Below are 23,030 nucleotides of genomic sequence, written 5' to 3' on the forward strand. Positions count from 1 at the left end.
AGCGGTTCAGCGTTTCCGTCAGAGGCTGAATCGCGAAGGCACTGCCAAGCATCCTGAACGCAAAAAAGCCCGCCATGCCTCTCCGGCATGGCGGGCTTTTGCTCGGATGAGCAAGGCTAAATGCTATAGCCTCGCTGCCGATCTATGATGCGGCAGCCTTCTGGCGGACCGGAAGCTTCCACCCCGGCCGCGCGAAATGGCAGGTGTAGCCGTTGGGATAGCGTTCCAGATAGTCCTGGTGCTCGGGTTCGGCTTCCCAGAAGGGGCCGACCGGAGCAAGCTCGGTGACGACCTTGCCAGGCCACAGGCCGGACGCGTCGACGTCGGCGATCGTGTCCTCGGCAATCCGCTTCTGCTCGTCGCTGGTGTAGTAGATCGCCGAACGATAGCTCAGGCCGATGTCGTTGCCCTGGCGGTTCTTCGTCGTCGGATCGTGGATCTGGAAGAAGAATTCGAGCAGCGTGCGGAAACTGGTCCTGGCCGGATCGAAGATGATTTCGATTGCCTCGGCGTGAGTGCCGTGATTGCGATAGGTCGCGTTGGCGACATCGCCGCCGCTGTAGCCGACCCGGGTTGAAATCACGCCGGGCAAGCGTCGGATCAGATCCTGCATGCCCCAGAAGCAGCCGCCGGCAAGGACCGCGCGCTCGGTGGAAGAAGCCATGTCACACCTCCTTTGGATTGCTCCATAGATAGGCGTTGTGGCCGGGTTCTTCCAGCGGCTCGAGTAGTCGTCCGCCAAGGCTTGGCGAATTGCGCCGTGATTGGACGGTCACCGAAGGCGAACACCCGCCGGCAAGTGCTCGGCGGGTGTTCGCAATTGCGGTGATCAGCGCTGCCGGCCCCGGCCACCGTGGTCGTGATCATGGCCGCCGCCAAGGCAGGCCCCGTCGCCGAGGCCACAGCAGCGACCGCTCCAAAGCTTGTTCGTCGAAGTGTTGCCGCATCCTTGCTGGTCGGCCATTGCCGAACCGGCAAATGCAGCGACGGCGACAAAGGCAAGAAGAGTATTGCGAAGCATTTTGGTCATCTGGATTCCTCCGTGCAATGAATGTCCATTTGCAGCGACATGTCGCTTGAGAACATGAAATGGTTCACGAAGGTCTCGGAAAAATGCCATTGCGCCTGTTTCAATATCTCGAAAACCTGGCCCACCGCGACTCCGCCCCGGCCGCGATCACTCGCCTGATTTCGATTTGAACCTTCGCATCACCACCTCGAACACGATGTCCGAAATCCACATGGCCGACACACCTATGAGGAAAGCAGCCGCGAGCGTGGTGGTGTCGTCGGCGGCGTCCGGCATCGGCAGGCCGCTCGCCTGGACCCACGCGACGGCGGGTAATGTCAGATAGGCTGCGGCCAAGGCGCCGCAGATGGGCGAGGCGATCATCTCGCGCAGCTTGTAGCGATGGCGCGACAGCGCCCGCAGCACGCCGCCGGCGAGTCCCGCCGCCACGACCTGGCCCTTGATGCCCAGAAGATCGAAAATGTCCTGCATCACGCCCTCCAGCCGCAGAGCTTCTCGCCCTTGCGGTTGTGCGCAAGCAGCGCCCTCGCCTCCTGATCCGACAGCGTTTCGACGGCCCTGGCGGAAAGGCGCATCGGCGCGGCGACGGCGCAAAAACCGCCCCTGGCTGTCGCGCAGCCGGCAAGCGCGGCGACAGTGGCTACGAGGATCAATCCCTTGCCCATGACTTCAGCTCCTTCCTGACCGCTTCAGCCGGCAAGGCGCCGATGTCGTTGTCGATCTGGTCGGCGATATTGCGGGCCGCAGCGTCCGACTCTGCCTGCTTGGTGCGCTCGGCCCTTGCGCCCGCGAGGCGCTGGTGAAAGCCCCAGCCGAGCGCCCCGACAAGGCCGGCGCCGATCGCCAGGATCGTCGGATTGGTGAGAAGCCATGCCAGCAGCGCGCTCATAGCAGCACCCCGATGACAAGGCCGGCGGCGAAGCAGGCGGCGCCGACGATCGCATACGGCCTGGTGGCTTCAATGCCGATGCGCACGCCCGGCGCGACCTGCTCGACGCGCCCGGTCCGGCGTGGCGGGTCCGCGCCCTCGAACGCGCCGATGGCGCTGACGATCTCGGCGCCGTCATCGGCGGTGATGATGGTGGCATAGCGTGGCATGGAGCCTCAGGCAGAATGGTGAGGCCGCGCTCCTTCGCGCCAGCGCTCGAAAGAAATGGATGGGCCAAAAACAAAACCCGCCTCGCGGCGGGTCGTTGGCGCAAATCAGCACCATGGACAAAATAGTAGCATAGCTGCCCTCACCAGGCAACAGGTTGCAGGCATATTTTCCTATCGCGCTGAGGCCAGCCTTTTCCGGGACATGCGGGCGAAAAATCCCATCCGCCACAGCCAGGGATTGAACAGCGAAGTCAAAAGCCGCGCGAATTTTTGTCGGAACCAACCGTGGTCCGACGGGTTCCACCCTCAGTCGCAACGCGACAGACCCTGCAACAGACGAACCGTCTCGAAACAGAGGAGAAGAATCATGCTTACGAAAATTCTCGCGGCTTCGGCCCTGACAATCGGCCTCGCCACGGCGGCGATGGCCCAGACCGCGAATTCGACCGACAGCAGTGGCGGTAGCGGCCAGACCGTGACCGTCCAGCCGAAGACGCCGGCCGCTCCGTCGCCCGACCAGGCTTTGCCCGACACCGGCACGACCGGCAGCGTCACCGGCAGCGATATGAATTCCAACGCCGACAAGAACTGCCCGAACAGCCCGCAAGGCGCGCAGGGCGATGCCAACAACACCTCAGCCGCCACGGTGCAGCCGAACGTCAACGATAAGAATTGCGGCAAGTAGGGCCTGCAACTCGCTCCCACGCAAAGGCCGTGGAGCAACTCCACGGCCTTTTGTCTTGAAGCCGGCTTCATCGGCCCGGCAAAGTCGGTCGGAACCATGCGGCTTTCCGACCGTTGCAAGGGGCACAAAGGAGAAACCCATGGCAGACAACGAAAGCAGTAGCGGTGGCGCCGCAAACGGCACCGGCACATCGAGCAACAGCCCGGCCAGCGCAGCGCGTTCCCGCAACGCCGCCTCGCGCAGCAGCGGCGCGTCGCGCAGTGGCGCAGCATCGCGCGGCAACACGGCTTCCACCAGGGCGTCCGAAGGCGCGATGAAGAAGCAGATCGCGGAGCTGAAGCGCGAGGTGAACCGGCTGAACCGGGCGCTTTCCGAGCAGGCCGAGGAGGCCGCCGAGACCGCGCAGGGCTGGTACCAGAGCGCGGCCGACCGCGCGTCGAACCTCTACAGCGGCGCCTCCGGCCGCGCGTCGCGCGCGGCAAGCCAGTTGCGCACGCAGGCGCAAAGCGTTTCGGAAACCGTGCAGCAGAATCCGGGCACCTTCTCGACGGCCATGCTGATCGGCGGCCTTGTCGGGCTGCTGGCCGGCATGGCGATCAGCCGGAATCCGGACCCGGAGCCGGACTGGCTGCAACGCTGGCGCAGATAGCATTTCCGGTCCGGCTCGAGCTGCCGGGCCGATCAACGGTAGTAAGCGAAGGCTGCCTTGCGGCGGCCGCGCGGACAGAAGGCCGGGCCGGCGCCCGGCCTTTTCTCTTGGATGTCCGGCTCTTCTTTCCAAGGTTGTGTCGTCCCCACGCTTTTGCTGTGGCCGGTTGTCCCGGGCTGGTCATTAGCCGGAGCTTATGGGATCATTCCCCTAGGGAATCGCGGAGAGCAGCATGGACAGACCTGCCATGGCATCCGTCTTTCGGATGCGGCATGTGCCTGCAAGCATTTCGGGCGTTCGCAGCCTTGGCAGAGGCCAGGCCGATCCGATCTTTCATTCGAGACCACTCGGCGAGGCGATCCGCTTCATCGCCCAGGCCGAGGGCCAGTACGACCTCAGCGCCGTCGCCGTCTTCTACGGCGACCGCCAGACGCCGCCGCTCGGCAACCGCGAGATCAAGCAGCTCTGGAGCGAGTATGGCGAGCGGCTGATGGAGGCGTAGAGCCGCGCAGGCTCCCGGCCCCCGGATCGGAAACGCCGCTCATGCGTTCTTGTGGCGAGGTCAATGGGAGGAAGCACCATGAACGTCGCCAATCTCCAACTCGAGGGCCTGCTGATGGCCGTCGCGGCAATCAACCATGTGCTGGTGCGCAAAGGTGTGCTCACCGTCGAGGAAATCGACATCGCGCTGCGCAAAGCCGAGGCCGTCGAAACCGGCGAGGACCGGTCGGAAGGCATGTCGGCGTCGAGCCGCGACGCCGTCAACTTCCCAATCCGGCTGCTCGAGCTCGCCAACCAGTGCCAGCCCGAAGCGGACATGCCGTCCTTCTCCAAGCTGGCGCGCATGGTCGGGCAGATGAAGGAGCCGTATAACGACCAGATGTGAGGGGGAAGGTCACGCCCTGCCCGGCCAGCCCTGCTTGAGCGCGAGCACGCTGCCCGGACCGTGGACGGCGGCGTAGAGCAGGCCGGCGGCGAAGGGGAAATGCGACATGAAGGCGCCAAACTCGGCCTGGTTTCCGGCCCAGTGCGACGGGCCATGGAAGGCGAAGCCGAGGAAGACGACATAGACCGCGCCGATCAGCGCCAGCGGCGTCATGAAGGCGCCCGTGAGGAAAGCGATCACCAGCAGCGTCTCGAGGATCGCCGCGCACCAGGCCAGCAACAGCGGGAACGGGAAACCGGCGGCGGCGATATAGCCGGCGGTGGCGCCCATATCCATCAGCTTGAAGGCCACGCCCATGGCGAACATGGCGGCGAAGATCAGGCGGGCGATGAGAATGGCGACGGTCTGCCAGGTCGATTGGGTTTCCACGAGTGTCCCTCCGGTTGAAGTGGTTGATGTGCTCCAAGGACGGACGAAGGGCGATGGTTCCGACAGGGGGGTGGAAAAATAGTTGGGCGTGAGGCGCGGCGCCCTTCCCTTCTCCCCTTGTGGGAGAAGGTGGATCGGCGCGTCAGCGCCGAGACGGATGAGGGGTGTTCCAGCGGAGTGAGAGGCCGGCGTTCCCTGGAGCACCCCTCATCCGGCCGCTTCGCGGCCACCTTCTCCCACAAGGGGAGAAGGAGAATGGTGCGGCGGATGGCTGATCGAGTCCCGCACGGTGCCGTATTCGGCGCCCCAGCGGTCGGTCATGTCGCAGCGTATGTCCCAGAGCTCGGGGAAGAAGCGGTGACGGGCGCCGCCTTCCAGCATCTCCACCGGGCGGCCCTTCAGTGATCTCGAGCCCAGCCCGATCGAGCGGTGGATCAGGTAGAGGTGGTTGGCGCGGAATTTCTGGAACAGCTCGTCGAACTCGATCAGCGCCTCGGCCACGACATAGGCGTCGCCATGGTCGTAGTGCTCGTCATAGATGTCCGCCACGGTCACTCCGCGGCCATCGAGATAAGCATGCTTGAAGGCCCGCCAAAGGTCCGGCGGCAGGCGCAGCAGGAATTTGAAGCCCGGCGATTCCTGGCCGCTGCCATTGCCGAGCTGCAGGCGGATCTGCTGGTACTCCTTGGGCGACATGGTCTCCAGGAGATCGAGCTGCGCCGTCATCATGCGCATCAGCCGGTGCACACGGCCCATCAGCGTGACGATGCGGTGCGTGTCCTGTTTTTCCAGGTAGTCGAGCACGTCGACCAGCGTGTAGGCGATGAGCTTCATCCACAGCTCCTCGACCTGGTGCACGATCTGGAACTGCAGTTCGTCGGCGTTGACCATCTCGGCAAGCGGCTTCTGGCAGGCGAGCAGCTGGTCGCATTTCAGGTAGACGCCGTAGTCGCGCATCTCGGGCGCCTCGATGCGGGCGTGATAGTCCGTCTTGTCCATGGCTCATCCTCTCGCGCATGCTCTTGACCGCCTTAACAATAGCGCCCCCGGCTTGAACATTGTTCCTTTCTGTTATCCAATCGGCGCAAAACGAAGAACGATACTCGATCGCGCTTCCCCCGATGGAGAACGAACAGTGCTGGATGCCCTGGACCGCAGAATAGTCGCCGCGCTTGAGCGCGATGCGCGCATCTCCTTCGGCGAGCTCGCCGAGGAGGTCGGCTTGAGCAAGACGCCGTGCTGGAAGCGCGTGAAGGCGCTGGAAGAGGCAGGCGTCATCCGTGGATATTCCACCCGCATCGACCCGGCCAGGATCGGCTTCGGCATCGAGGCCTTCATCCAGGTATCGATCGACTTCGAGGTGTCGGACGCCTTCGAGGCGGCGGTGAAGAAGCATCCGCTGATCCGCCGCTGCTACGCCACCACGGGTGAAGCCGACTATCTGCTGCAGATCGTCACCGTCGACATGATGGCGCTCGACCGCATGCTGCGCGAGGAGCTCAGCCGCCTGCCCGGCGTTCGCCGCACGGTGACCTCGATGGCAATGCGCGAGATCAAGGGCGACATCTCCTTTGCCGAGGCGGCGGCGCGTGCGCTGAAGGGTTGAGGCGAGCACACCGAATGGGCCGCGCGCGCCGGCCGTAAGGCGCGCCGGGCCCTGACTATTTCTGGGATGGTCGAGAACGGGCGTCGAACCTGTCTATAGTCGTGACGGGGGTACGGCGGTGGCAGGTTTCATCTCAATGAAGATCAGGGCGAAGGCCGCCCGGCGATGGCCGGCGCGAGGCTTACGGATTTTCGAACTCGTCTCGAAGGCCGATTTCGCGCGCCTTTCCTTTCCGAGAACTATGCTGGCCACGGCGCTTCTGGCGTCGACCATGCTGCTGCCGGCGGCCATTTCGAGCCGCGCCGCGTCGGTCCTGCCAGAGCCGCGAGACGAGTTCCACCAGCCGGATGCGAAAGCCATGCTGCAGGAGGCCAAGCGCGCACTTCTGGCGCAAGCGGCAGGCGGCAATGGCGGGAACGGTGGCAATGGCGGGAACGGCGGCAATGGAGGGAATGGAGGGAATGGCGGCAACGGCGGGAATGGCGGCAACGCTGGCGGAAATGGCGGCGGTAACGGCGGTGGCGCTGGAAATGGTGGCGGCAATGGTGGTGGCGCCGGAAACGGCGGCGGCAATGGCGGTGGCGCCGGAAACGGTGGCGGCAGTGGCGGCAACACCGGAAACGGCGGCAGCAATGGCGGTGGCGCCGGAAACGGCGGCGGCAATGGCGGTGGCGCCGGAAACGGTGGCGGCAGTGGCGGCAACCCCGGAAACGGCGGCAGCAATGGCGGCCATGGCGGCCATCAGGTTTCCAACGGCGGCCATTCGGATGGCGGGCCCCGTTTCTGCGGAGCCTCCCAACGAGTGTCTTGCTGACGCCGCTTGACCTCTAAAGCGCGTCGCGATCCTTCGGATTCGCTCCATGCGCTTTAGGTCTTTGATTTACGCATGTCTTTGTCCCGAAACCGGTTCCCACTTTCGGAAGACATGCTTTAAACGCCACACGCCGGAGCGGCAGAAAGCAACGTCCTTCAAGCCTGTTCCGGTTCGCCGCCTGCGCGGCGCGGTGAGCCGCCCTATGGGCCGGTGCGGTAGGCGAAATCGTCGACAGCGGCCTGCCAGTAATGCTGCGTGCGGATCTCGAGCCGCGTGATGCGCCTGTAGTCGGCCGCGAAGTGGACCAGACCGTTGGCGGATAGCGTCAGGCGATCCTCATAGGCGGGCTCATCGCCCCGCCAGGCCTTGAGGATGAGCGTCTCACCCTCCGCATCGTCCCAGCCGGCGCCGAAATAGGCGCCGGTGAAATCGAACGGTTTTTCGCTGAACACCTGCGCGGGATGGCCTGAGCTGTTGTAGGCGATGAATTCGCCCGACATGGTGGTGTTGGTATAGCCCGGGCCGTCGGTGAAGCGCTGGTGCATGGCAACGAGGTTGTACCAGTCGAGCCCGCCATAGCCCGACGGGATCTCGAACACGCCGGGCGACGTCAACAGGTCGTCGAAGCCGACGACATGCTCCACGGGCAGCGGCGCCTCGGCCGGTGCGCTTTTGCCCGAAAACCCCGAGAGCACCACCGGCGCCGCGCCGACGACGACATGCCGCCGCTCGGTCGCCCCTCCGGCCGAAAAATCGACCAGCCATTCGCCGGGTGCAGCGGCGGCGCTGAAACGCCCGTCCGGACCGACCTTGGCGACGGTCGTGACGCCGTCCGGCCCTGTCAGCGAAACGCGCGACCCGGCAGCGACCGCGCCGCTGATCGTCAGATCCGCCGCAAGTCCGACAGGGTGCGTCGTCGTCCTGGCGATCATGTCGCCCGGCGATCCGGGCGAAACGACATAATCGCTTTCCTGCGCGGCGTTGCCGGTGGTGACCGAGTAGCCTGGCGGCGGCACGACGCGGAACGCATAGTGCCCGGGATCGACGACCTCGAAATCGCGCTGCGTGACCGACATGCGGAAGTTGGCGAAGCCGCCGGCATTGGTCAATCGCATGATGGTGCTGGCGTTCGGCCTGTCGAGCTCGACAGCCACGCGCGACATCGGCCGGTCGCCGAGATCGTAGACGCCGTTCCTGTTGAGGTCGCGGAACACCAGCAACGAGGTGTTCATCTGGCCGCCCGTGAAGGAATCCCATGTCCGCCTGGGATAATAGTCATTCGCATCGCCGGCACGTGCCATGCCGCAGACCATGGCCAGGCCGGTGGCGGCGACGGCGACGGCGCCCAACGAACCACGCTTCACGAGATTTCTCCTTTGGCAGTCGCTGCCGATCCGATCCCCTGGAGACGCGCGATGACCCTGTCGACGGCGTCCGCGTCGAAATAAGCGAGATAGAGCAACGCCATGGTGGCACTGAACGTGTAGACCGGCAGGGTCACATAGATGATGGCGTGGAAGGCCAGGCCCGGCAGGACCAGATAGCGCCTGGTCGCGCGAAACGGCAGGCCCAAGGCAAGGCAATATTCGAGCGCGACCACACCGAAGGCCAGGGTGGTAGCGAGCCAGGCAAGGCCGGCCGGATAGTCCGAACCAGCGTAAAACCAGAGGAATATCTGCTCGAGGCGGGCGCCGCTCAGAAAAGTGTGGTTCGACTTGTCGAAGGCGGCGAAGAAATAGAGGACCGAAAGCTGGACCACGATCAGCCGCAGCCCCCACAGATTGCCGCGCTCGGCCGGCGGCGAAATGCCCAGGCGCTCGGCCCGCGTCACCGCCAAATAGCGGTCCAGCGAATAGGAGCGATCGCAAGGGGTGAGCGCGATCAAAAGTGCCGCGACCGCCAGCAGATAAGTGTGGTGGTGGGTCCAGGGCTCGCGGCCGAGCTCGAAGCCGAAGTAATAGTACATCGCCAGCCCGACCGAGCCGGTCCAGACAGCCGCGAGGCGGCTGTGATAGCCGATGAAGAGCAGCGTCGTGGCGACGAAGAAGTTGGCGGCGAGAAACAGGCCGGCCGGCGACTGGTCCATATAGAGCAGCAGCTCGCACGCCCAGCGCGACCAGAACAGCATCGCCAGGCCGATGCGGATCAAGGCGGAGGAACGCGACGAGCCTTCCGTGCCGGCCGCCCAACCGGCGAAGCGCGCCGCCACGGCCTGCGCCGGACGCCAGTCGGCGATGGCGTCAGCCGGCGCAGGCATTTTCGGCATCGGTATGGATCGTCTGCCAGCCGCCGCGCGTGCCCAGCCGGGCGCGGACACGGATGTCGGACCCCTGCCCGGCGACCGCGCAGAGCCTCTTGATGACGGAAGCCAGTTCCTCGGGGTTCTGGATCCACTTCAGCCTGCCGTTGCGAGGCGCGCCGAGCATCGCGAACCGGTCGAGCGGCACCAGCGCGCCGTCGGGCCCGCGGATTTCGAAGGAAGCGTCGATGACGCCCAGCCCGATCGCGCTGAACATGGTCCAGGAACGCAGCCACGGCGATTGTACCCCGAAGATCTGCTCCGCGGCCGGACCGGCGATCATGAAGCCCGCGATCGCCATGAAAGCGCAAAGCCGCAAGCGTCCAGCCGACAGCCGACCGGCGGGCCGCGCACCTATCCTGATTGAGATGATATCCGCCACCCGCGCACCCCCCATCGCAATCATAGACCGGTTCAACGCCCGGTCTTCGATCGTCCCAGAAAAAGTCAGGGCTGTGCGTAGGTCAGAAAAGGCCAACAAGCAGGCGACATGGACCGCCTCTACTGGGTCAAACGAGCTTGGCCCGTCGCAGCAGCCTGCGGTCCGCGCAACGGGCCAAGTGGCCTGCCTTTTGCCCGCCAGCTAAAGGCTGGCTCCTCCCATCCTCCGCTTCGAGGGGAGCGGAGAGCTGGAACAATGACCGGGCTGCGCGAGGCTTGGCGATAACTTTTGTTAGTCCGAACTAAAATAAGCGACCCGGCGCTGGCTCGCGACCGGCGTGGTGGATCGCCGGCAACGTCCGGGAAACGTCGCATCCCGCTCGCTGACCCCTCACTGAAGGCCGCCCGCCGATCTGGCCGGCAGGCCTGAACGTCATTTAAAAAATATGCAGCAACGCTAAAATTAGCCTGTGCACTGTCAGAATTTGAGGTCGCGCAACCCGCCCAGACAGCTCACCTTGTTGATGCGGCGAACTCCGATTCGCCGGGCCGGCGCCGGGAAATCCACCCCAACAGGCAACGGGCGCCGGTCACTTGCATTGGCGACGGCCTTCATCATCGCGCCCCGCGAATGATCCTAACCCTCCTGCTCCTGCCCCTGAGCGCCGGTGAGCGGAGGCTTGGAGCCGGCCACCCGCGCCGCCTCTTCCTTCTCGGCGTCGGCCTTGCGCTTCGGGCATTCCTCGAAATCGTGGTCGCGGCCGCCGCAATAGGAGCAGCATTTGGCGGGGGTGTCGGGGTGGAGCATCGAGGCCATTCCCAAGAATGCACGAAAAACTTTCCGGTTGCAGCAATTGCGTGAAGCCGCCTGCCGCCGTCCAGCCCGATGCCCCGATATGTTTCGGCGCGGAGCAGGAGCTCGCCGCTCGCGCGGCGGGCTCCCGACCGATCACCGCTCACGCATGCGCGTGGGGATGACGGAAGTCCCATACGGCCCAGGCCGAAGCCACGACCACCAGCACGCCGAGGACGACATGCGTGGCCATGACATGCGTGTCAGCCGCAAAGCCCAGGAGCCAGGGCGACACGATCAGCCAGAGCCCGAGGACCGCGCTTACCCATTCTTCCCACTCGGCGAACACCGAAAGCGTCGCCAACGCCAGCGCGCCGAGCAGAACGCCGACGATCCAGGCGTTCCACGCAGGCACCATCGCCGCGGTGAATCCGATGACCCAAGGTGAGATGAACAGGCAGATCGCGAGGACCAGAGTGATCCAGTCCAAGCTCTTTCTTGCTTCCATCATTGCCATGACAACCTCCATAGATGAAGCTTGACCAAAGCAACTGTATCCGCGTGGACATTGCACGCTCACCATTGATGTAATTACGCTTTTACCGCTCTGCAAGGAGGCGCCATCGGCCGAGGCCGCGCATCGTCGGCGCTTCGGAAAACGGTGGTCACGCGAAGCATCACGGGTCGGGCGAACGAGGCCCTAAAGCGCGTCGCGATCCTTCGGATTCGCTGCATGCGCTTTAGGTTCTTTGATTTTACGCGTGTCTTTATCCCGAAACCGGTTCCCACTTTCGAGAGACCTGCTTTAGTGAACCGGCCTCGATGCCGTCAGTGCGGCTCTTATATCGTCGGCATCATCTGTCCCGCTGATGAACAGCACCATGATAAGGCGCGCCACGTCATCCTGTTCCGGACCGGCCGGAATACGAAAGGCCTGACAGTGGTCCGCGAATATCCTGGTCAGCATGTCCAGATCGTCGGAACTGAGATAGGTCCGGGAGGGAAAGACGGCCTCCATCATTCCATGGCCGGCGCGGCCAGCACGTTGCCTTCCGCACCGCGACGGTAATAGCTGGTCCTGCCGCGATCCCATTTGACTTTGATCTGGGTGGCAGTGGTCTCCACGACCGTCCCGCCTTCGGGGCTGTCCTTACGGATGACCCGCTGACCCAGTTGCAATGTGGTTGAAGCTGGCGCGTGCATATGGACGCGCGAAGAATCTTTGAAGGGCATACGCGCCTCCCCTTTGTTCCGGGCGAAAGCGCGATGGTCACTCCCAAACGTCCGTGTGCCTCTGCTCGGTGCGGACGACCAATATTAACCATTAGTAGACTGGAATAGTTCCTGTCCCGAGGAGATAAAGCCCCTCACCGGGCCCGACGCCTCAAACGCTGATGTCGCCGTCGGTCTCGGCGCCGAGCTGCGGGACGATGATTGCCTCTAGCGGGGCGTCGAGCGTCCATTTCAAACTGCCGGGCGAGCGTTCGAGACCGGAAGAACCGCTCAGCGACTGCGGAGCCACCCGCTGCAGCACCACGGTGCCGAAGCCCTTGCGTTCGCCGGCTACCTTCTCCTTTCCAGTCTTCTGCGCGGTCCCTTCCACGCCGGACGTTTCCTGCCACAGAAGATGAAACCGCCGCCGCGCATCCGGACCGGTCTCGACCTTCCAGGTGATTTCCACATGGCCGCCGTCGGCGGCTAGAGCGCCATATTTGGAGGAGTTGGTGCCGAGCTCATGAAAGGCCATGCCGAGATTCTGTACCGCATTCGACTGCAGCGTCAGCAACGGGCCGGAAAGCGAAATGCGCTCCTCGTGGCCGAAGGGCTTCAAATGCTCCTGGACGAGGTCGAACAGGCTGGCGCCGGCCCATTCCGAGGTGACCAGAAGGTCATGTGAGCGTGACAGCGCCATGATGCGCGCGCGGATCATCTGCTCGAACTCGGCAGGATCGGTCGAGCGCTTGCTGGTTTCCCTGACCATGGACAGGATCACCGCGAACTGGTTCTTCACGCGGTGATTGACCTCGCGCATCAGGAGCCGGATGCGGCGCTCGCTTTCCTTTGCGGCGGTGATATCGCGGGCGATCTGCGAGGCGCCGACGATCTCGCCCGCGCTGTTCCTGATGGGAGAGACGGTGATCGACACCGCGATCAACGAGCCGTCCTTGCGCTTGCGCGTCGTCTCAAGACTCCCCACGCCTTCGCCCCGGCGGATACGGCCGATGATCTCGGTCTCCTCGCTGTGCATGTGCTCGGGGATCAAGATCAGGATCGACTGGCCGATCACCTCCTCGGCGCTGTAGCCGAACATGCGCTCGGCCGCGTGGTTCCAATCGGTGATGACGCTGTCGAGGTCCTTGCCGATGATGGCGTCGTAAGACGAATCGACGATCGCCGCTAGGCGCGCGTCGGCGTTCAGGCCCTGTCGGATAGTCCCCCCGGATCTGGTCATGGACAGTAGCTAGGGCCGGCCGGCGTCAAGGCAATTTGTCGAGGGGCGGGAATTTGTCGAGAATAAGCAATTTGTTGAGGGCCGGATCGCATCGGATCACGGCTTGGAATTGCTGGGGCCATCGCCAGCCACCCTGTCCGCGGATATCACGCCGAAATCCTGGGACCTCACGCCCGCATTCGCGGTGAGGAACCCATCCGACAACAATCCTCTGCGCAAAAGTTCGCGGACCGCGGCCGAACGGCTCGGCATGCGTTTTTCGAAACGCCAGTTCTCCAGCGCCGCCAACTCCTCGTCGGTCAGCATGATCTGCAACCTTTGTGGTCGTTCCAGCTCAGCCATCGCCTGCCTCCTTGACAGACAAAACGCTACAAATGAGTAAGTGCCTCATTTTGAGTAAAAATAGGATTTGCCGCACAAAACGTCAAGAATGACCAAGCGGTGAAAGACGGCACAAACTAACGATGCCAACGATGCGCCGAAATCACATTTGTTGCTCTATGCTAACTTATTGATTTTCTTGCCGCTTTTCGGATTTTTTGCTTGCAATCCGTGACCACCGGGCGCATGGTCGGAATAGAGGGATAACCTCCAGGGAGGAGGCAGTCCATGTTCCGACGATTTTCCATCCGCTTGCGCGACGACGCCCACCACAAGGTCCAACAGGCCTTGCGGACCAAGGGTATCGTCAACATCATCCGACTTTCCGAAGAGATCAGGTTGGATAATCTGGCCGAGAACATCGCCCGCGAGGACATCGAAAGCCTGGTGATGGAGGTATCACAGCTCTACGGGGCGCCGATCGAGTTCGACGACGAGGCTCTGACGGCGCTCGACCTGCCGGAGGTCCTTGGGCCCGACAATCGCAACGACCTCGAAAAGATGCTGGATGGGCGCACGCCCGCCGGTGATATCACGATCGAAGTCCTGCATATGAAACGGTGCTAAAGCGCGTCGCGTCTGAACGACCTCATGCGACGCGCTTTAGATTGTTGTTTTGCGCATGTCGTCGTCCCAAAACCGGAGAGACGCCACGGTCCCGCTCACCGCTTCTTCGGGCGCTTCGGAGCGGTTTTCCTTGGCAGCACCACTGGCGCTTCGGCTTCCTGCGCCAGTCTGGCGGCGCGCAAGCGCTCGGTCTTGGCCGCCCTCTCCTTTGCTTCCAGGTCCTGAATCTGCCGAGAGACACGAGAGGTCGTGTCGGTCTTGGCTTCCGTACGGGATGGGACCGGCTTGAACAGGCCGGTATCCGGTAGCGACTTCATTGTCATCTCCTTAATCAAAAAAGGCCGGGCAAAGCCCGACCTTCTCCAACGCGCCTCCGCGGCCGATGCCAGTACATCCGTGGTCACGGGCCCCGAGGCGCCGTGATTAGGCGGCTTGCAGATTCTCTGCCGAGCTTTTGCCGCTGCGGGCATCCTTCACGACGTCGAAGCTGACCTTCTGGCCTTCGACGAGGGAGCGAAGTCCTGCGCGCTCCACGGCCGAGATGTGAACGAACACGTCCGGCTGGCCGCCGCCCTGCTCGATAAAGCCGAAACCCTTGGTGGAATTGAAAAACTTCACCGTTCCAGTAGTCATTGCGATCTCCTTACAAATCGACGCAAAATCATACGCACCCGGCAACCGCCAGGTGACGCTATGTTCGAAATTGAGAGGGAAGATCGTAAGAGCGCAATTTTGCGCGAAAACAACGTTCTTTCAGCAAGATCGATTTGGAATATATAGCGCTTGATTTCATCATCGACAAGGGCTCCTGGAATAATACTTCCAAAACACGGTTTTCCAGCCGAAACCGGTCCCCGCTGGAACGGCCGATCCGGCAAAGCGTTGGTCTCTTGAATTCGACGAGGCGTCGGGTTCGTGAATGGGGCAGCAATGGCCGAAAGGGACAACCCAACTCAGGACGATCTGGTGAAGCGTCTCGTGCAGGAGACGGGCATCAGCGAGGCACAGGCACGCGAACTCGTTCACCTTATCGGCCTGGACTGGAGTTCTCTTGTCCGCGAGGCCAAATTGATCGCTTCGCCGCCCCGGGATTAATGCATGTCGCCCTGAAGTGTGCAGCGGTTCTGGGACAACGACATGGGTTAAGTCCGGCTTCAGACCCTGGACTCCAGATGGTCGAGAATGGCGAGGCCGGTTTCGTATTTCTCGGGCGCCACGCCCACCTGGTACGCCTGCCAGAGATTGTCGCGCAGATCCGCTATCTTCACCGGCAATGCCAGCTCGTTCGAGGCGGCGCGGCAGAGGAAGCCCTCCTCGCTCTCGTCCATGCGGCGCGTCAGCGCATCGACCGCGGCCACCACCGGCTGTCCGAAACCGGCGCCCTGCAGCCTTTCCAAGGTCCAGCCGTCGCCTTTCTCGACCACGTCATGCAGGTAGGCGACGGTCTTTTCGTCCAGCGTCTCGACCGCATCGGCAACGCGCCTCAGATGTTCGATATAGGGCCGGCCGGTCTTGTCCTTCTGGCCGCGGTGAGCCTGCTCGGCGATCTTTGCTGCCCGGTGAAGCATGGTCCTTCCAATCTCGTCACAATAGAGCCCGCCCCGGCGAGGGACGGCCGAGGCGGGCTTGCTCGGGTCTGGACCGGTAGGTGGCGCGCCTTTCGCGGGGGGAGCGGGGTGGCGTGCCATCCTGCCTTGAAGAACATCGGCATCGAGGGAATGTTCCCCGCCGCTAAGGGATTTTCGAGGACGCGGCGCCGCCGTTCCACGCTAGACCGATGCGCCCAAAAAGAAGCCCGCTCGCAAGCCGGGCAGAGAGGTCTTGCAAACAACCAAGCCGACCGGAGGGCAAGCCAGCCAAAGGGGCAAGTCGACCGAAGGGGCCGTTCGTACTGCGCCTGCTGATTTGCCGGGTCATTATGACGGCCGGATGTCGCCCACCAGCCAACGAAATCCAGCGACCGACATCACCGGAGAAAAAGCCTTTCGGCAGGAACCTCGCGACCGCGCTGCCGTTAGCCTTCCGTGTCCAACAGGAGGTCCGGCAAATGGATTGGAACCGCGTCGAAGGCAATTGGAAACAGGTGAAGGGCAAGGTCAAGGAACAGTGGGGCAAGCTCACCGACGACGACCTCGACCGTATCGCGGGAAAGCGCGACCAGCTCGAAGGCAAGATCCAGGAGCGCTACGGCATCGAGAAGGATCGCGTGCGCCGCGACATCGATGACTGGTACGACCGCCAGGGCTGGTGACAGCCGGCGGCCCGAAGCCTAGGGCGCTGCCGCGCGGCAGCGCCCTTTTTGGTGCGGCTCAGGATTGCGCGAGGCGGCCGCGTATCTCCATCTCGATCCCCCGGTCGAGCGGCATCGGCAAATCGGCCAGCTTGCCTTGGCCGCGTTCCGCCAGCGCCGCGGCATCGCGGCGGAATTTTGCGAGCGACACCGTGCGGCCCTGCTCCAGCCAGCCGGCGGCGTGGAGAATGAAATGCGCGCCGGAAGCCAGCGCCGCTGAAACCACCCTGCCCCCTTCGGCGCCCGATTGCGCGTCGTCGACCTTGGCCGAGGTGATGGCGCCGTCGCCACGCACCGGCACACCGAGCCGCCTGCCCAGTTCGGCGGCGTGGAACTGGACGAGCTGCGAGGCCGGATCGCCGAAGTTGGGCAGCATCCGGCGCATATCGAACGGATAGGCCAGGATCCCCATCACCACCGGCGCGCCCGGGCGCCAGAGCTGCGCCAGCGCGAGGCCCGCCAGCACCTCGGCATAGCCCTGGATGAGCGCGCCAGCCACGGTGACGGGGGCGGTGGCGCCCATCATCATGTAGGACGAGACCATGCTTGCCTCGCCCTTCAACGCGATCGCCCGCAGGCACTTCAATGGATTCGGCCAATAGGTGAGCGGCGGCGTGGCGTTGATGAGGTGAACGAGGTTGCATTCGCCGGAAAGCCACGGCCGCCCGACCGCGGCCGCCGTCAGGTCGATCACCGCCTCGGCCGCCGCCGGCGAAGCGATGCTGCCCATGAACGGCTTGTCGGAACAAGTGAGATGCGCAAGCAGCATCTCCAGCGGCCGCCGGTCCTCGGCGACGTCCTCCATGACGCAGATCATCTGCCCGGTGTTGTTCAGCCCGGCGGCGGCATGCGCGGCGCCGACGAGCTCGCCATAGACCCGCCGGTCGCCGGCCACTCTCGCCCCATTGTCGAGCACGACATTGGGCGCGCCGTAGATCGGCGCGAAGACGGGCGCCGCTCCTTCGCCGAGCGCCGTGTCCCGCGCGGGGTTCCTGCCGCGCAGCAGGACCCTTGCCGGCGCATGCCGGCGCACGATGCGGCGCAGCTCAGCCCCGTCCAGGCGCACGACATCGCCGGTCGCAATGCCGCCAGCCTGCTTCAAGATATCTATGGTCTCCGGGTCGTCCAGAAAGCGGATGCCGGTTTCCTCGAGCACCCGGTCGGCCGCCTTCTCGATCGCTTCCAGGCCGGCATCATCACGCGCGGGACGGTAGGCCGCGGCGATGAAGTCCGTTGCTTCGCGATGTTCAGGAGCCGGTGAAGCCGACATGTGGAATTCCTAGGCCGGCGCGGCAGGTTCGATGGCGCGGGCACGCCGCAGTATCCGGATTCGGCTTGCCTTCGCGACGCTCCCGGCGCGCCACCTTGCGTCGCTTCCAGAAAGCCATGGCATCAGGCGATCCCGGCGGCGCCGGCCATTCGCCAACGCCCGGCGCAGACGCGTTCGTCGGCATTTCGCGGGAGAAAAAGCGCCGAGTTATCAAATGTTAGCGCACTCTGTCCAACAACCCCATACCTCGTCAAACGCGCCTGTTTTTGAATCACTGTGACATCCCCTGTGATCGGGCCGCCCGGCCTGCTCATGGAAGACATGAATGCTTGAATCGCTTTTCCTGAACCTCGGCCAGCATGACAGCCTATCCGACGAGGAGCAGGCCTTACTCGGCAACTTGATGGCGGGCGAGCGCAGCTTCGCCGCCGGGCAGGACATCGTCGCTTCGGGATCGCGGCCGGCCTACAGCACGCTCATCCTCGACGGCCTCGCCGCCCGCTACAAGGTGCTGGCCGATGGCGGCCGGCAGTTCACCTCGCTGCAGGTTCCAGGCGATTTCGTCGACCTCTACGCCTTCCTGCTGAAGACCATGGACCATGGCGTCATCGCGCTGTCGCCCTGCCGCGTCATCCTGGCCGACCATTCCAAGCTGCGCAGCATCACCGAGCGGGCGCCGCACCTGACGCGGCTTCTGTGGCTCGACACGCTGATCGACGGCGCCATCCATCGCGAGTGGATCGTCGCCATGGGACGGCGCTCGAAAGTCTCGCATCTGGCGCATCTGTTCTGTGAGCTGTTCGTCAGGCTGCAGGTGGTGAAGCGGACCAACGACATGAGCTTCCATTTGCCCGTTTCGCAAGCCGAGCTCGCCGATGTGCTCGGCCTGTCGGTGGTGCATATGAACCGCGTCATCAGCGCGCTGCGCAACAGCGGCGTGATCGCCTGGGCGAACCATACCGTGACGATCCTCGACTGGCAGAAGCTGCAGCAGATCGCCGAATTCGACCCGACCTATCTCTCAATGACGCGCGAGCCGCGCTGACCGCTATCAAATGTGATTTCGCCGCCTCGCATTCCCGGCCAGCCTGGCCATGTCGGGAGCGCGGGATTGAGGGCTTATCGCGTAGACGAGGTGGATGGCGAGACCGTCCTTGCAAGCCATGCTGTCGAGGCGATGGCGGCGTTCAAGGCTGCGCAAAAGGCGCTCGGCGCCGAGGTCACGCTGCGCGGCGGCGCCGGGAAATGGATCCGGGTGGTCGAGCTGAACGACAAGCCGCCAACGCGGCTACACCCCGGCGTCTTCGAGTTCCGGATTGTCGGCCGGAAGGGTTGATTCCGCACGGAACAACGCAAAGCGGTTCCAACCCTCCCCACTCGAGCGATCAGCCGGCCATCTCCATCGCCACGGAACATTTAGGTGCCGGCGAAGTTCACCTTGCGCAAGGTGGTTTGGTCCTGGCTCCGGTCTTTTCGATGGCTGATTATCTGACGCTTCCGGCTATTTCTCGCAACCTCTTCCGCGTGGTCATTGAAACGCCGCGGGGATCGGCCGCCAAGCTCGCCTATGAGCCGAAGACCGGCGTGTTCGAATATTCCCGCCCGCTTCCGGTGGGCAACACCTATCCGTACGACTGGGGCTTCGTGCCATCCACGCTGGGAGACGATGGCGATCCGCTGGACGGGCTCGTCATCCATCAGGCCGCCGCCGCTCCGGGCGTCGTCATAAAATGCGACCTGCTGGGCGCGCTCAGGATAAAGCAGCGCGATCCCGACGGCTCGAAGGTCCGCAACGACAGGTATATCTTCTGCCCTCACAAGGAAGACGCGCCGGATCAACCGGTGGTCTCCGCCGATGTGCCCGAGGACCTTCGCCGGGAAATCGAGCAGTTCTTCCTTTCTTCGGTGCTGGGCACCGGCAAGAAAATCAAACTGAAAGGCTGGCAGAGCGCCGCCGAAGCCAAGGCATCCCTGACGAAGGGGATGAAGTCCTTCAGGCGAAAACGCGCCCGCTGAACGGGCGCCGATGCCTGTCTCCCGCCCAATCCCCGCCAACGCCGTGCATATCTGTGTCGACATGCAGCGCATGTTCATGCCCCCCGGCCCATGGGCGGTCGAATGGTTCCCGCAGACCCTGCCCATGATCATCAGGCTCACGCAGAAAAGGCCGGAGCGAACCATATTCACGCGCTTCATTCCAGCGATGCGCCCGGGAGACGGTCAGGGCCAGTGGCGCAGCTACTACGAACACTGGGCCGATATGACGCTTCAGAACGCTGGCGCGGACATTATCGAACTGGCGCCGGAGCTGAAGAGCTTCGTCCCGCCGGCCCGGCAATTCGACAAGCCCGTCTACTCGCCCTGGTTCGACGGCACGCTGGGTCGCACCCTCGCAACCGAAGGCGCCGACACCATAATCGTCAGTGGCGGCGAGGCCGATATGTGCGTCCTGGCGACGCTGCTCGGCGCGATCGACTTCGGCTTTCGCACGATACTGGCCGAAGACGCGATCTGCAGCACATCCGACGAAGCCTATGACGCCATCGTGAGACTGTTCACCAAGAGATACTCGCACCACGTGGAGGTCGCTCCGGTGGATGAAATCCTGGATTTCTGGGTCTAGCGGGCTCGAATCGGCGCCCATTAAACAAATGTGGATGAAGGCGGCATCGCCGTCCCGGCGGCCCAACAACAAAACGGCGGCCGAAAGAGCCGCCGTTCCTTGTTCATCGATCGGCGTCAGTTCGCGCCGCCGAGCTCCTTGGTCATCTTGCAGAAATTGTCATGCTGCTTGGCGATGGCCTCGTCGCCGCAATCCTTCTTGATAGAGGTGCGGTCTTCCTCGTTCATGGCCAGCCATGCCTTCTTGAACTCATCGCCGGATTTCATCGTCTTCATCCCCGCATCGGTGAAGAAAGGCGCCATCTTTTGCGGGTCGTCCAAGGCCGACGTTCCTTTGGCGCTGCTGGCCATCGCCGCGCCGGTGGCGAGCGAAAGCGCGATCGCGCTCATGCAAAGGATCTTGGTATTCATTTTCCTGCTCCCTGCCTTCGTTGCAAACAACTGCTTTTCAACAGCGCGTGTCCTGGCAAAAAGTTCCAGACGGAATCAAAGAAATGCAGCCGTGCGAATTGCCGCCCGAGGACCGTCGGCCTGCCTCCTTCGATCGGCTCTCGATTTCTTCGGGCGGCGGTCAACAACAAATGAGGTTTCCGGTCGCATTCGCCGAAAAATTCAGTTTGGAACAAGTTCGAAAAAACTGTGTTGGGTTGGTTATCCACCCCACTCAGGAGATGCGGAAATGCCGACAACGAAAGCGGCCTCGAACAAGGGCCTCAACGAACTGTTTCACGACACGCTGAAGGACATCTATTTCGCCGAGAAGAAGATCCTGGCAACGCTGCCCAAGATGGCCAAGGCGGCGCAGGACGATGCGCTGAGGGCCGCCTTCGAAAAGCACCGCGACCAGACCGAAGAACATGTCGCGCGGCTCGAGGAAGTGTTCGAGGTGATCGACAAGAAGCCGGCGGGCAAGACCTGCCAGGCGATCATGGGCATTACCGAGGAAGGCGCCGAGATCATGGACGAGTACAAGGGCTCGCCCTCGCTCGACGCAGGCCTGCTGGCCGCGGCGCAGGCCGTCGAGCACTATGAGATTTCGCGCTACGGCACGCTCAGGACCTGGGCGCAGGAACTCGGCCTGACCGAGGCCGTCACCTTGCTGGACAAGACGCTGAACGAAGAGAAGGAAACGGACGTCGCGCTCACCAAGCTCGCCGAATCCGCGGTCAATGTCGCGGCGGAGGCAGCCTGAGCTTCGAGCAAGTTGCCACGCCATACGGGAAGGCAAGCCGCAGGGCCTGTCTTCCCGACCCGCCATCGACCCATGGAACTTCAGCGCCCGCCGGGAGTTGCCGTAAGCGGAAACCCTTGCGATGACAAAAGCGTCGCTCCACCTGCTGAAGGGCATAGGCTATCTGATCTCGACGGTCAGCGTGATTTTGCTTGCCATCGTAAGCTGGTCGAGCGCGTCGCAAAGTCCGTTGCTGGTTGCCTGTCTGCTCGGCGGCGCCGCGGCCTCGATCGCCGGCATGTTCTGCCGCTGGCTGTCCTACCAGATCGAGAAGCGCCAGGAGGAGCGGTAAGCTCGCGTCCAATGAGGCCGGGTGCGTTTCACCGGTCCCTGGGCGAAACGCGCTATCTCCTTGATCTTACGCACTTCCATCGCGGCGGTTCGGCTTATTGCCTGGTGCCGGTTTTCGACATCAACGCGGTGATCAGGGCGGAGATGACGATCCACACGGCGACTTCGATGCCGGAGGCGCCGCGCGCCGGCGGCGGGGCGGCGGCGGCCGTCGGCGGATCGGCGGCCACCACTGGCGCGAGATCCCGCCGGCTGCCACGGCGCACCGAATAGGCGCGCGTGATCTCGGCGCCGAAGAGGAAGATCTGCGCCGAATAGTAGACCCATACCAGCACCACCATCAGCGCTCCGGCCGCGCCATAGGAGGTGGCGATGGCGCTGGTGCCGATATACCAGCCGATCAGCGACTTGCCGATGGTGAAGAGCAGCGCGGTGACCAGCGCGCCGACGCCGACATCGCGCCATTTGAGCCTGCGGTCCGGCAGGACCTTGTAGATGGCGGCGAAGAGCAGCGCGATCAGCACGAAGGAGACGATGGTGTTGATCGCGCTGACGATCAGTTCTCCGAACGGCAGGCTCCGGTTGATGATCTCGCCGAAGGCGGCGATCGCAGCGCTGGCCGCCAGCGAGACCAGGAGCAGGAAGCCGAGCGCCGCCACGAGGCCGAGGCTGGCCGCCCTCGCCCGCATCAGGCGCGGCAGCGACACGCCGCCGGGCCTGACCTTCCAGATTTCGTTGAGCGACTGCTGCATCTCGCCGAAGACACCCGACGCGGTGATGAAAAGCGTGACCAGCCCGATCAGCGTGGCAAGCGTGCTCGACCAGCCATGCGAAGCGGTCTCAATCGTGGCCTTCAGCAGATCGGCGCTCTGTGGACCCATCACGCCCGATATCTCGGCCGACAGCGCGAGCTGGGCCGCATCGTTGCCGATGACGAAACCGGCGATCGCGACGACGATCAACAGGATCGGCGCCAGCGACGTGGTGGCGTAGAAGGCCATCGCCGCGCCATGGCTCAGTGCATTGTCTTTGATGTAGCCGGTGACGCTTTCCTTCAGCAGTATCCAGCCTTCGTCGACCCAGCGCGGCATCGCCCCCTCACCTGTTTCGGACACGGACCGGGCGCGGTTCGGTGTCGGCTCTGTCGGATTGCGTCTTATCTGCCATTTGCTGCCCAAGCCCGATGCGAAGCGGGCCGGGTGGGACAAGAACTCCGCTGCCTTTTCGTTGGCCAGGGCGGGAAGCCGGAGAAACCA

38 protein-coding genes are annotated in these 23,030 nt (G+C 63.6%); 14 read left to right on the top strand and 24 right to left on the bottom strand.

From position 1 onward, the window contains the following. Positions 1-142: 142 nt before the first annotated feature. From msrA to DPM35_RS27740, 6 genes are all read right to left on the bottom strand, one after another. Positions 143-664, bottom strand: coding sequence for a peptide-methionine (S)-S-oxide reductase MsrA (gene msrA / locus DPM35_RS27715; protein WP_112130355.1), 522 nt, complete (start codon positions 662-664; stop codon positions 143-145). A gap of 165 nt (positions 665-829) precedes the next feature. Next, complete coding sequence (locus tag DPM35_RS27720; protein ID WP_112130356.1) at positions 830-1,030, bottom strand: hypothetical protein; 201 nt, start codon at positions 1,028-1,030, stop codon at positions 830-832. Between the two features lie 147 nt (positions 1,031-1,177). After that, positions 1,178-1,501, bottom strand: coding sequence for a hypothetical protein (locus DPM35_RS27725; RefSeq protein ID WP_112130357.1), 324 nt, complete (start codon positions 1,499-1,501; stop codon positions 1,178-1,180). Further along, entirely contained in the window at positions 1,501-1,695 is a 195-nt protein-coding gene (locus DPM35_RS27730; RefSeq protein ID WP_112130358.1) for a hypothetical protein, read from the bottom strand. Before DPM35_RS27730 ends, DPM35_RS27725 begins: the two co-directional genes overlap by 1 nt. Continuing rightward, positions 1,680-1,919: an ABC transporter permease gene (locus tag DPM35_RS27735; protein WP_112130359.1), complete on the bottom strand. Its 240-nt coding sequence runs from the start codon at positions 1,917-1,919 to the stop codon at positions 1,680-1,682. The genes DPM35_RS27730 and DPM35_RS27735 overlap by 16 nt, the downstream gene beginning before the upstream one ends. Beyond that, complete coding sequence (locus DPM35_RS27740) at positions 1,916-2,128, bottom strand: hypothetical protein (RefSeq protein ID WP_112130360.1); 213 nt, start codon at positions 2,126-2,128, stop codon at positions 1,916-1,918. The genes DPM35_RS27735 and DPM35_RS27740 overlap by 4 nt, the downstream gene beginning before the upstream one ends. A gap of 367 nt (positions 2,129-2,495) precedes the next feature. Here DPM35_RS27740 and DPM35_RS27745 point away from each other — a divergent pair, with 367 nt between their 5' ends. The 4 genes from DPM35_RS27745 to DPM35_RS27760 all read left to right on the top strand — a co-directional run bounded on the left by DPM35_RS27745 (position 2,496) and on the right by DPM35_RS27760 (position 4,348). Then, on the top strand, positions 2,496-2,813 hold the full coding sequence (locus DPM35_RS27745) for a hypothetical protein (protein ID WP_112130361.1): 318 nt from the start codon (positions 2,496-2,498) through the stop codon (positions 2,811-2,813). 139 nt (positions 2,814-2,952) lie between these two features. Further along, on the top strand, positions 2,953-3,462 hold the full coding sequence (locus DPM35_RS27750) for a hypothetical protein (RefSeq protein ID WP_112130362.1): 510 nt from the start codon (positions 2,953-2,955) through the stop codon (positions 3,460-3,462). A 232-nt stretch (positions 3,463-3,694) separates the two neighbouring features. Further along, on the top strand, positions 3,695-3,964 hold the full coding sequence (locus DPM35_RS27755) for a hypothetical protein (protein WP_112130363.1): 270 nt from the start codon (positions 3,695-3,697) through the stop codon (positions 3,962-3,964). Positions 3,965-4,042: 78 nt separating this feature from the next. Further along, positions 4,043-4,348: a hypothetical protein gene (locus DPM35_RS27760; protein ID WP_040975155.1), complete on the top strand. Its 306-nt coding sequence runs from the start codon at positions 4,043-4,045 to the stop codon at positions 4,346-4,348. A gap of 9 nt (positions 4,349-4,357) precedes the next feature. On the opposite strand, the gene DPM35_RS27765 is transcribed toward DPM35_RS27760, so the two are convergent. Further along, on the bottom strand, positions 4,358-4,777 hold the full coding sequence (locus DPM35_RS27765) for a DoxX family protein (protein ID WP_112130364.1): 420 nt from the start codon (positions 4,775-4,777) through the stop codon (positions 4,358-4,360). Positions 4,778-4,984: 207 nt separating this feature from the next. Continuing rightward, on the bottom strand, positions 4,985-5,776 hold the full coding sequence (locus DPM35_RS27770) for a tryptophan 2,3-dioxygenase family protein (RefSeq protein ID WP_112130365.1): 792 nt from the start codon (positions 5,774-5,776) through the stop codon (positions 4,985-4,987). 136 nt (positions 5,777-5,912) lie between these two features. Here DPM35_RS27770 and DPM35_RS27775 point away from each other — a divergent pair, with 136 nt between their 5' ends. After that, positions 5,913-6,383, top strand: coding sequence for an Lrp/AsnC family transcriptional regulator (locus DPM35_RS27775; RefSeq protein ID WP_112130366.1), 471 nt, complete (start codon positions 5,913-5,915; stop codon positions 6,381-6,383). Between the two features lie 181 nt (positions 6,384-6,564). On the opposite strand, the gene DPM35_RS32590 is transcribed toward DPM35_RS27775, so the two are convergent. From DPM35_RS32590 to DPM35_RS27825, 10 genes are all read right to left on the bottom strand, one after another. Continuing rightward, positions 6,565-7,125, bottom strand: a complete 561-nt coding sequence (locus tag DPM35_RS32590; RefSeq protein WP_181592172.1) for a hypothetical protein — start codon at positions 7,123-7,125, stop codon at positions 6,565-6,567. A 272-nt stretch (positions 7,126-7,397) separates the two neighbouring features. Beyond that, positions 7,398-8,561, bottom strand: coding sequence for an SdrD B-like domain-containing protein (locus tag DPM35_RS27785; RefSeq protein ID WP_146768000.1), 1,164 nt, complete (start codon positions 8,559-8,561; stop codon positions 7,398-7,400). Continuing rightward, positions 8,558-9,454 carry an HTTM domain-containing protein gene (locus tag DPM35_RS27790; RefSeq protein WP_181592173.1) on the bottom strand — a complete coding sequence of 299 codons (897 nt, stop codon included), beginning with the start codon at positions 9,452-9,454 and terminating at the stop codon, positions 8,558-8,560. Before DPM35_RS27790 ends, DPM35_RS27785 begins: the two co-directional genes overlap by 4 nt. Beyond that, the gene (locus DPM35_RS27795; RefSeq protein ID WP_112130369.1) at positions 9,438-9,797 is read right to left on the bottom strand and encodes a hypothetical protein; all 360 of its coding nucleotides are present in this window, start codon (positions 9,795-9,797) and stop codon (positions 9,438-9,440) included. The genes DPM35_RS27790 and DPM35_RS27795 overlap by 17 nt, the downstream gene beginning before the upstream one ends. Positions 9,798-10,514: 717 nt before the next feature. Further along, positions 10,515-10,685: a hypothetical protein gene (locus tag DPM35_RS32595; protein ID WP_181592174.1), complete on the bottom strand. Its 171-nt coding sequence runs from the start codon at positions 10,683-10,685 to the stop codon at positions 10,515-10,517. Positions 10,686-10,833: 148 nt separating this feature from the next. Next, on the bottom strand, positions 10,834-11,187 hold the full coding sequence (locus DPM35_RS27805) for an SPW repeat protein (RefSeq protein WP_112130615.1): 354 nt from the start codon (positions 11,185-11,187) through the stop codon (positions 10,834-10,836). A gap of 288 nt (positions 11,188-11,475) precedes the next feature. Further along, positions 11,476-11,691 (bottom strand): hypothetical protein, encoded by a 216-nt coding sequence (locus DPM35_RS27810; protein ID WP_112130371.1) that lies wholly within the window; start codon positions 11,689-11,691, stop codon positions 11,476-11,478. Then, positions 11,688-11,903 (bottom strand): hypothetical protein, encoded by a 216-nt coding sequence (locus DPM35_RS27815; protein WP_112130372.1) that lies wholly within the window; start codon positions 11,901-11,903, stop codon positions 11,688-11,690. Before DPM35_RS27815 ends, DPM35_RS27810 begins: the two co-directional genes overlap by 4 nt. A gap of 151 nt (positions 11,904-12,054) precedes the next feature. Beyond that, positions 12,055-13,122: a sensor histidine kinase gene (locus DPM35_RS27820; protein WP_112130373.1), complete on the bottom strand. Its 1,068-nt coding sequence runs from the start codon at positions 13,120-13,122 to the stop codon at positions 12,055-12,057. Positions 13,123-13,218: 96 nt separating this feature from the next. Continuing rightward, the gene (locus DPM35_RS27825) at positions 13,219-13,464 is read right to left on the bottom strand and encodes a hypothetical protein (RefSeq protein ID WP_112130374.1); all 246 of its coding nucleotides are present in this window, start codon (positions 13,462-13,464) and stop codon (positions 13,219-13,221) included. A 267-nt stretch (positions 13,465-13,731) separates the two neighbouring features. On the opposite strand from DPM35_RS27825, the gene DPM35_RS27830 reads away from it, so the two are divergent. Beyond that, positions 13,732-14,070 (top strand): hypothetical protein, encoded by a 339-nt coding sequence (locus DPM35_RS27830; RefSeq protein ID WP_146768001.1) that lies wholly within the window; start codon positions 13,732-13,734, stop codon positions 14,068-14,070. A 95-nt stretch (positions 14,071-14,165) separates the two neighbouring features. On the opposite strand, the gene DPM35_RS27835 is transcribed toward DPM35_RS27830, so the two are convergent. Together DPM35_RS27835 and DPM35_RS27840 are read right to left on the bottom strand one after the other, a co-directional pair. After that, complete coding sequence (locus tag DPM35_RS27835) at positions 14,166-14,387, bottom strand: hypothetical protein (protein ID WP_245431674.1); 222 nt, start codon at positions 14,385-14,387, stop codon at positions 14,166-14,168. 106 nt (positions 14,388-14,493) lie between these two features. Continuing rightward, positions 14,494-14,703 (bottom strand): cold-shock protein, encoded by a 210-nt coding sequence (locus DPM35_RS27840; protein ID WP_112130376.1) that lies wholly within the window; start codon positions 14,701-14,703, stop codon positions 14,494-14,496. A gap of 297 nt (positions 14,704-15,000) precedes the next feature. Between DPM35_RS27840 and DPM35_RS32600 the strand changes: the two genes are divergently transcribed. After that, a complete protein-coding gene (locus DPM35_RS32600) occupies positions 15,001-15,165 on the top strand; it encodes a hypothetical protein (RefSeq protein ID WP_181592175.1) in 165 nt (54 codons plus the stop codon). Positions 15,166-15,224: 59 nt separating this feature from the next. On the opposite strand, the gene DPM35_RS27845 is transcribed toward DPM35_RS32600, so the two are convergent. Then, positions 15,225-15,638 carry an HD domain-containing protein gene (locus DPM35_RS27845; RefSeq protein ID WP_112130377.1) on the bottom strand — a complete coding sequence of 138 codons (414 nt, stop codon included), beginning with the start codon at positions 15,636-15,638 and terminating at the stop codon, positions 15,225-15,227. 479 nt (positions 15,639-16,117) lie between these two features. Here DPM35_RS27845 and DPM35_RS27850 point away from each other — a divergent pair, with 479 nt between their 5' ends. Next, positions 16,118-16,321 (top strand): CsbD family protein, encoded by a 204-nt coding sequence (locus tag DPM35_RS27850; protein ID WP_095820012.1) that lies wholly within the window; start codon positions 16,118-16,120, stop codon positions 16,319-16,321. Positions 16,322-16,379: 58 nt separating this feature from the next. On the opposite strand, the gene DPM35_RS27855 is transcribed toward DPM35_RS27850, so the two are convergent. Then, positions 16,380-17,630 carry a trimethylamine methyltransferase family protein gene (locus DPM35_RS27855; RefSeq protein ID WP_112130378.1) on the bottom strand — a complete coding sequence of 417 codons (1,251 nt, stop codon included), beginning with the start codon at positions 17,628-17,630 and terminating at the stop codon, positions 16,380-16,382. Positions 17,631-17,955: 325 nt separating this feature from the next. Between DPM35_RS27855 and DPM35_RS27860 the strand changes: the two genes are divergently transcribed. The 4 genes from DPM35_RS27860 (at position 17,956) to DPM35_RS27875 (ending at position 20,253) form a co-directional block, all read left to right on the top strand. Beyond that, complete coding sequence (locus tag DPM35_RS27860) at positions 17,956-18,675, top strand: Crp/Fnr family transcriptional regulator (protein WP_112130379.1); 720 nt, start codon at positions 17,956-17,958, stop codon at positions 18,673-18,675. A gap of 66 nt (positions 18,676-18,741) precedes the next feature. Then, entirely contained in the window at positions 18,742-18,966 is a 225-nt protein-coding gene (locus DPM35_RS27865) for a hypothetical protein (protein WP_146768002.1), read from the top strand. A gap of 140 nt (positions 18,967-19,106) precedes the next feature. Next, positions 19,107-19,646: an inorganic diphosphatase gene (locus tag DPM35_RS27870; protein ID WP_112130619.1), complete on the top strand. Its 540-nt coding sequence runs from the start codon at positions 19,107-19,109 to the stop codon at positions 19,644-19,646. Positions 19,647-19,656: 10 nt separating this feature from the next. Further along, entirely contained in the window at positions 19,657-20,253 is a 597-nt protein-coding gene (locus tag DPM35_RS27875; RefSeq protein WP_112130381.1) for a cysteine hydrolase family protein, read from the top strand. A 116-nt stretch (positions 20,254-20,369) separates the two neighbouring features. Here DPM35_RS27875 and DPM35_RS27880 read toward each other — a convergent pair whose 3' ends face one another. After that, the gene (locus DPM35_RS27880) at positions 20,370-20,663 is read right to left on the bottom strand and encodes a hypothetical protein (RefSeq protein WP_112130382.1); all 294 of its coding nucleotides are present in this window, start codon (positions 20,661-20,663) and stop codon (positions 20,370-20,372) included. A 268-nt stretch (positions 20,664-20,931) separates the two neighbouring features. Here DPM35_RS27880 and DPM35_RS27885 point away from each other — a divergent pair, with 268 nt between their 5' ends. Continuing rightward, positions 20,932-21,444, top strand: coding sequence for a YciE/YciF ferroxidase family protein (locus DPM35_RS27885; RefSeq protein WP_112130383.1), 513 nt, complete (start codon positions 20,932-20,934; stop codon positions 21,442-21,444). Between the two features lie 121 nt (positions 21,445-21,565). Next, positions 21,566-21,775, top strand: coding sequence for a hypothetical protein (locus DPM35_RS27890; protein ID WP_112130384.1), 210 nt, complete (start codon positions 21,566-21,568; stop codon positions 21,773-21,775). Between the two features lie 94 nt (positions 21,776-21,869). On the opposite strand, the gene DPM35_RS27895 is transcribed toward DPM35_RS27890, so the two are convergent. Continuing rightward, positions 21,870-22,865 (bottom strand): YihY/virulence factor BrkB family protein, encoded by a 996-nt coding sequence (locus DPM35_RS27895; protein WP_112130621.1) that lies wholly within the window; start codon positions 22,863-22,865, stop codon positions 21,870-21,872. Between the last annotated feature and the right edge of the window lie 165 nt (positions 22,866-23,030).

Origin of the sequence: Mesorhizobium atlanticum (assembly GCF_003289965.1) — a bacterium.
GTDB lineage: Bacteria > Pseudomonadota > Alphaproteobacteria > Rhizobiales > Rhizobiaceae > Mesorhizobium > Mesorhizobium atlanticum.

Excerpts from the sequence above, each read along its gene's own strand:
- msrA (WP_112130355.1), bottom strand. The coding sequence starts at position 664 with ATGGCTTCTTCCACCGAGCGCGCGGTCCTTGCCGGCGGCTGCTTCTGG.
- DPM35_RS27720 (WP_112130356.1), bottom strand. The coding sequence starts at position 1,030 with ATGACCAAAATGCTTCGCAATACTCTTCTTGCCTTTGTCGCCGTCGCT.
- DPM35_RS27725 (WP_112130357.1), bottom strand. The coding sequence starts at position 1,501 with ATGCAGGACATTTTCGATCTTCTGGGCATCAAGGGCCAGGTCGTGGCG.
- DPM35_RS27730 (WP_112130358.1), bottom strand. The coding sequence starts at position 1,695 with ATGGGCAAGGGATTGATCCTCGTAGCCACTGTCGCCGCGCTTGCCGGC.
- DPM35_RS27735 (WP_112130359.1), bottom strand. The coding sequence starts at position 1,919 with ATGAGCGCGCTGCTGGCATGGCTTCTCACCAATCCGACGATCCTGGCG.
- DPM35_RS27740 (WP_112130360.1), bottom strand. The coding sequence starts at position 2,128 with ATGCCACGCTATGCCACCATCATCACCGCCGATGACGGCGCCGAGATC.
- DPM35_RS27745 (WP_112130361.1), top strand. The coding sequence starts at position 2,496 with ATGCTTACGAAAATTCTCGCGGCTTCGGCCCTGACAATCGGCCTCGCC.
- DPM35_RS27750 (WP_112130362.1), top strand. The coding sequence starts at position 2,953 with ATGGCAGACAACGAAAGCAGTAGCGGTGGCGCCGCAAACGGCACCGGC.
- DPM35_RS27755 (WP_112130363.1), top strand. The coding sequence starts at position 3,695 with ATGGACAGACCTGCCATGGCATCCGTCTTTCGGATGCGGCATGTGCCT.
- DPM35_RS27760 (WP_040975155.1), top strand. The coding sequence starts at position 4,043 with ATGAACGTCGCCAATCTCCAACTCGAGGGCCTGCTGATGGCCGTCGCG.
- DPM35_RS27770 (WP_112130365.1), bottom strand. The coding sequence starts at position 5,776 with ATGGACAAGACGGACTATCACGCCCGCATCGAGGCGCCCGAGATGCGC.
- DPM35_RS32590 (WP_181592172.1), bottom strand. The coding sequence starts at position 7,125 with ATGGCCGCCATGGCCGCCATTGCTGCCGCCGTTTCCGGGGTTGCCGCC.
- DPM35_RS27790 (WP_181592173.1), bottom strand. The coding sequence starts at position 9,454 with ATGCCTGCGCCGGCTGACGCCATCGCCGACTGGCGTCCGGCGCAGGCC.
- DPM35_RS27795 (WP_112130369.1), bottom strand. The coding sequence starts at position 9,797 with ATGGCGATCGCGGGCTTCATGATCGCCGGTCCGGCCGCGGAGCAGATC.
- DPM35_RS32595 (WP_181592174.1), bottom strand. The coding sequence starts at position 10,685 with ATGCTCCACCCCGACACCCCCGCCAAATGCTGCTCCTATTGCGGCGGC.
- DPM35_RS27805 (WP_112130615.1), bottom strand. The coding sequence starts at position 11,187 with ATGGCAATGATGGAAGCAAGAAAGAGCTTGGACTGGATCACTCTGGTC.
- DPM35_RS27810 (WP_112130371.1), bottom strand. The coding sequence starts at position 11,691 with ATGATGGAGGCCGTCTTTCCCTCCCGGACCTATCTCAGTTCCGACGAT.
- DPM35_RS27815 (WP_112130372.1), bottom strand. The coding sequence starts at position 11,903 with ATGCCCTTCAAAGATTCTTCGCGCGTCCATATGCACGCGCCAGCTTCA.
- DPM35_RS27820 (WP_112130373.1), bottom strand. The coding sequence starts at position 13,122 with ATGACCAGATCCGGGGGGACTATCCGACAGGGCCTGAACGCCGACGCG.
- DPM35_RS27825 (WP_112130374.1), bottom strand. The coding sequence starts at position 13,464 with ATGGCTGAGCTGGAACGACCACAAAGGTTGCAGATCATGCTGACCGAC.
- DPM35_RS27830 (WP_146768001.1), top strand. The coding sequence starts at position 13,732 with ATGTTCCGACGATTTTCCATCCGCTTGCGCGACGACGCCCACCACAAG.
- DPM35_RS27835 (WP_245431674.1), bottom strand. The coding sequence starts at position 14,387 with ATGAAGTCGCTACCGGATACCGGCCTGTTCAAGCCGGTCCCATCCCGT.
- DPM35_RS27840 (WP_112130376.1), bottom strand. The coding sequence starts at position 14,703 with ATGACTACTGGAACGGTGAAGTTTTTCAATTCCACCAAGGGTTTCGGC.
- DPM35_RS32600 (WP_181592175.1), top strand. The coding sequence starts at position 15,001 with ATGGCCGAAAGGGACAACCCAACTCAGGACGATCTGGTGAAGCGTCTC.
- DPM35_RS27845 (WP_112130377.1), bottom strand. The coding sequence starts at position 15,638 with ATGCTTCACCGGGCAGCAAAGATCGCCGAGCAGGCTCACCGCGGCCAG.
- DPM35_RS27850 (WP_095820012.1), top strand. The coding sequence starts at position 16,118 with ATGGATTGGAACCGCGTCGAAGGCAATTGGAAACAGGTGAAGGGCAAG.
- DPM35_RS27855 (WP_112130378.1), bottom strand. The coding sequence starts at position 17,630 with ATGTCGGCTTCACCGGCTCCTGAACATCGCGAAGCAACGGACTTCATC.
- DPM35_RS27860 (WP_112130379.1), top strand. The coding sequence starts at position 17,956 with ATGCTTGAATCGCTTTTCCTGAACCTCGGCCAGCATGACAGCCTATCC.
- DPM35_RS27870 (WP_112130619.1), top strand. The coding sequence starts at position 19,107 with ATGGCTGATTATCTGACGCTTCCGGCTATTTCTCGCAACCTCTTCCGC.
- DPM35_RS27875 (WP_112130381.1), top strand. The coding sequence starts at position 19,657 with ATGCCTGTCTCCCGCCCAATCCCCGCCAACGCCGTGCATATCTGTGTC.
- DPM35_RS27880 (WP_112130382.1), bottom strand. The coding sequence starts at position 20,663 with ATGAATACCAAGATCCTTTGCATGAGCGCGATCGCGCTTTCGCTCGCC.
- DPM35_RS27885 (WP_112130383.1), top strand. The coding sequence starts at position 20,932 with ATGCCGACAACGAAAGCGGCCTCGAACAAGGGCCTCAACGAACTGTTT.
- DPM35_RS27890 (WP_112130384.1), top strand. The coding sequence starts at position 21,566 with ATGACAAAAGCGTCGCTCCACCTGCTGAAGGGCATAGGCTATCTGATC.
- DPM35_RS27895 (WP_112130621.1), bottom strand. The coding sequence starts at position 22,865 with ATGCCGCGCTGGGTCGACGAAGGCTGGATACTGCTGAAGGAAAGCGTC.